Below are 3,051 nucleotides of genomic sequence, written 5' to 3'. Positions count from 1 at the left end.
CCCCTCAACCCGCGAGGCCCACTGACGCCGCACAAGCTGTCGGTCGTAGCTCGGAACTACTTTCGAGGTTTGCGGATGGAGCCGGGGGTGCGCCCGGTGATGCGGGCGAAGGCGCGGTTGAACGCCGCTTCGGACTGGTAGCCGAGGTCGGCGGCGAGTGCGCCGACGGTGACGTGTTCCTCGGCGAGCCGGGATCGGGCGACGTTCATGCGCCAGCGGGTGAGGTAGGCGATGGGTGCTTCTCCGACGAGTTCGGTGAAGCGGGCGCTGAACGAGGATCTGGACATGGTCGCGACCTGGGCGAGCCGGTCGAGGTTCCAGTTGTGGCCGGGGTTGTCGTGGATCGCTTCGAGTGCGCGGCCGATGCGTTCGTCGTGGAGGGCGCGGAGCCATCCGGTGATCGCGTCGGGGGTGGTGGTGAGCCAGCCTCGGATTGCCTGCACGACGAGGATGTCGGCTAGGCGGGTGGCGACGGCTTCCCCACCGAGCTGGGGGTGGGAGAGTTCGCTGGCCATGAGGCGGAGGGTGTCTCGCACGGAGGAGGCCGCGGAGATGGTGTCGCCGCCGACGAACAGGATCGCGGGAAGCGTGCGCATCAGCTCGCGTGCTGCGGGGCTGTCGAACGAGACGACGCCGCAGATCAGCTGCGCCCCGCGTCTCGTGCCGCCGTGATGGAGCTGGGAGTAGTGCTCGCTGAGGTACTGCTGGGGCAGCAGATCGACGCGCGGCCCGCGCCTGGCGTCGGGCTCGCTGAGCAGATCGTGCCCGAGCCCGTGCGGCACGAGGGCGAGGTCGCCCGCTCGAAGCTCGATCGGCTCGGTGTCGGGCAGGCGCAACCAACATGACCCGGTGGTGACGACGTGGAAGCTCACCGAGTCGGCGATGGCGGGCATCTCCAGCGCCCACGGCTCGCCGAGCTCGGCATGGCAGTAGAACGTGCTGCGCATCCGGAGCGTGTGCAGCACGCGGGCGAGCCGATCGGGGCCACGATCATCCTCAGAGATGTTCCGCATACCCGCGATCCTCTCACGATCGGAACGCGGAATGCTCACCATGCCGGACGATCGAGCAAGAGTTTCGGTCAGCCAAGCATGGAACTACCTGCCACAGCTGCTTACGGTCGGTTGTAGAGAGAATCCCTCAACCGGAAGGAAGCATCATGTTCGTCGTCGCTGGAGCCACGGGCCGCGTGGGGTCCGCCACCGCTGAGAGCCTGCTCACCGCAGGAGCAAACGTTCGAGTCCTGGTTCGCCGCCCGGGAGACGCCGAGACCTGGCGGCACCGGGGCGCCGAGGCGCACGCGGTCGCCCTGGATGATCGCGTCGCGCTGGGGAGCGCCCTCGAAGGCTGCTCCGGGTTCTTCGTGCTGCTCCCCTTCGATCTGACCGCCGACGATCTCGACGCCCACGCCGACAGGCTCATCGCCTCCATCGCGGGCGCGGTCGCCGACCAGAACGTGCCTCATGTCGTCATGCTCTCCTCGGGCGGGGCGGACCTCGCCGAGGGAACCGGTCCCATCACCGGGTTGCATCGGCTGGAACAGGCGCTCCTGACCACGAGCACCACCCTGACCGCACTGCGCTCAGGCCACTTCCAAGAGAAGGTCGCAGACGTCATCGACATCGCCCGCGACAGCGGCGTCTACCCGGTGTTCGCCGCCTCCGCCGACACACCGATACCGATGGTCGCCACCCGAGACATCGGCGAAGCCGCCGCGCACGCGCTCCTCTCCCCTCCCAGCTCCAGCGAGACCGTCGACATCATCGGCCCCGCATACACCGAGCGCGAGGTCGCCGCCCTGCTCGGTGACGCGCTCGGGCGCGAGCTGCACGTCGCCACGATTCCCCAGGACGCCTGGGCAGGCGCGCTCACCGACGCGGGCTTCCGGCCGCACGTCGCCGAGAGCCTGGCAGAGCTCTACCGAGCCGACGAGCAGGGCCTCCTCGCACCACGCGGGAACCGAAGCATCCACGTCTCGACCACGGTCACCTCCACCATCGACCGCGCACTCGCCGCCTGACGAACAGAGAACACGATGCACGCGCTCCTTCTCGGCCCGCTACTGGTCGTCGCCATCATCGCCAACGGTCTGCTCGCCGGGCTGTTCTTCGTGTTCAGCGTCGCGATCGGCCCTGGGCTCCGCCGGGTGGACGACGGCACCTATGTGCGAGCATTCCGGGCGATCAACACGGCGATCCTGAACGGAAAGTTCCTGACCGTCTTCTTCGTCGCACCGATCGCCGCCGTGGCCTGCGCGGTGCTGCACCTCTCCCGTGGCGGCTCGGCATCGCTGCCCTCGGTCGTCGCAGGAGCCGTCTGCTCGGCGCTCACCTTCGGCGTCACGGCCGCAGGGAACGTGCCCCTCAACCAGGAGCTCGACAGAGCACCGATCGACACCGAACACCAACGCCGAACCGCACGCGGACGCTTCGAGACACGTTGGAACCGTCGCAACCTCACCCGCACCCTCACGAGCACCGGTGCTCTCACGTTCCTCGCCGTCGCGCTGGTCACCGGATAGCCTCGTGGATCTGATCGGGGCTGCGAGCCCTGAGACCACCGGTCAGCTCATGCCGTCGAAATGACCCACAGCGAACGATGCGTTGCATCTCAGCCGCGCTCAACTCATCGCCTCCGCTGATGGCCGCAAGAGGATTCCCGGGAACGGTCGGCTGCCGAAGACATCGACCAGGTGAACTGTGAGCGTTATTGTTCCGCGCTCATGTCTTCGGGGTTGTCGGCGAGCCAGTCGAGCACGACCTGGGCGTGCTGATCGGGCGGGAATATCGGGAAGAAGACATGCTCGATTACGCCATCGTTGACGATGAGAGCATGCCGTTGGTACACCGTAAGGTCGCCAGCACTGATCGTCGGCAGCTGCAGCGCCGTAGCCAACTCCATCGCTTCGTCAGTGAGCAGCGGATACGGCAGACGGAGCGCCCCGGCGAGAGCTTTCTGATATTCGATGGCTTGGCTCGATAGGCCGAAGACCCGGCTCACGCCGTTCTGCATCAAATCGGCGTAGTGGTTGCGCATGTCACAGTTGTGGGG

4 protein-coding genes are annotated in these 3,051 nt (G+C 67.2%); 2 read left to right on the top strand and 2 right to left on the bottom strand.

Annotation, left to right across the window (positions count from 1 at the left end; all coding sequences use genetic code 11):
• Positions 1–56 precede the first annotated feature (56 nt).
• Positions 57–1,013: an AraC family transcriptional regulator gene (locus tag MSA03_RS14275; protein ID WP_147051530.1), complete on the bottom strand. Its 957-nt coding sequence runs from the start codon at positions 1,011–1,013 to the stop codon at positions 57–59.
• A 146-nt stretch (positions 1,014–1,159) separates the two neighbouring features.
• Between MSA03_RS14275 and MSA03_RS14270 the strand changes: the two genes are divergently transcribed.
• Positions 1,160–2,020: an NmrA family NAD(P)-binding protein gene (locus MSA03_RS14270; RefSeq protein WP_147051529.1), complete on the top strand. Its 861-nt coding sequence runs from the start codon at positions 1,160–1,162 to the stop codon at positions 2,018–2,020.
• Between the two features lie 15 nt (positions 2,021–2,035).
• Entirely contained in the window at positions 2,036–2,521 is a 486-nt protein-coding gene (locus MSA03_RS14265) for an anthrone oxygenase family protein (protein WP_147051528.1), read from the top strand.
• Positions 2,522–2,706: 185 nt separating this feature from the next.
• Here the strand turns inward: MSA03_RS14265 and MSA03_RS14260 are convergent.
• Positions 2,707–3,051: redoxin family protein (locus MSA03_RS14260; protein WP_147051527.1), on the bottom strand; the 345-nt coding region annotated here is incomplete at its 5' end.

The organism is Microbacterium saccharophilum (genome assembly GCF_007992455.1).
GTDB classification, from domain to species: domain Bacteria; phylum Actinomycetota; class Actinomycetes; order Actinomycetales; family Microbacteriaceae; genus Microbacterium; species Microbacterium saccharophilum.
Note: the sequence above shows the minus strand (reverse complement) of the source record. Positions and strands in the feature narration are given on the sequence as shown.

Bases quoted from the DNA above. Each gene is read 5' to 3' on its own strand.
- MSA03_RS14275 (WP_147051530.1), bottom strand. From the start codon at position 1,013: ATGCGGAACATCTCTGAGGATGATCGTGGCCCCGATCGGCTCGCCCGC.
- MSA03_RS14270 (WP_147051529.1), top strand. From the start codon at position 1,160: ATGTTCGTCGTCGCTGGAGCCACGGGCCGCGTGGGGTCCGCCACCGCT.
- MSA03_RS14265 (WP_147051528.1), top strand. From the start codon at position 2,036: ATGCACGCGCTCCTTCTCGGCCCGCTACTGGTCGTCGCCATCATCGCC.